Origin of the sequence: Gilliamella sp. Pas-s27, from assembly GCF_009795865.1 — a bacterium.
Taxonomy (GTDB): Bacteria; Pseudomonadota; Gammaproteobacteria; order Enterobacterales; family Orbaceae; genus Gilliamella.
In genome coordinates, this window is record NZ_WTEW01000101.1 from 1 (window position 1) to 446 (window position 446).

General features: G+C 26.7%; 1 pseudogene. It reads left to right on the forward strand.

Annotated features, from left to right (window positions below):
- A pseudogene (locus GQ589_RS12350) lies at positions 1-380 on the forward strand (peptidoglycan-binding protein); the annotation flags it as partial.
- Positions 381-446 lie beyond the last annotated feature (66 nt).

A 446-nucleotide genomic window follows, 5' to 3' on the forward strand; every position in this document is an offset into this window, starting at 1 on the left:
ATAGTTTTAGAAAAATTTCATCAGGATATAGGTGTTATGATCGAAATCTTCAAACAAATAGACGAACTACAAACCATAAAGGAAAGGCTTTAGATATACATTTTAATAAAAATGGTGTCAGGACAAGATCATGTAATGATATGAATAAATTACGCAAAGAAATATTTAATAAATATTTAGGAGCAAAATGGGATTGGTTAGCTGGTCAAGAAAATATGTTTAACTTAGAATCGTCTGATATTGGAGCAACAAGTTGGGTACATTATGATGTAAGAGAGTTTGATCAAATTTATTTAAAAGATGAATATTTCTGTAAAGATTCTGCAACGTTAAATGGTAAGCCATTGGCTTCATTATTGTTAAAAATAGCTAATGAATAATTTTAGGATATATTATGATAAATAACTATATAATTTATTTAGTATTCGGTGTAATTCCTTTTTTTG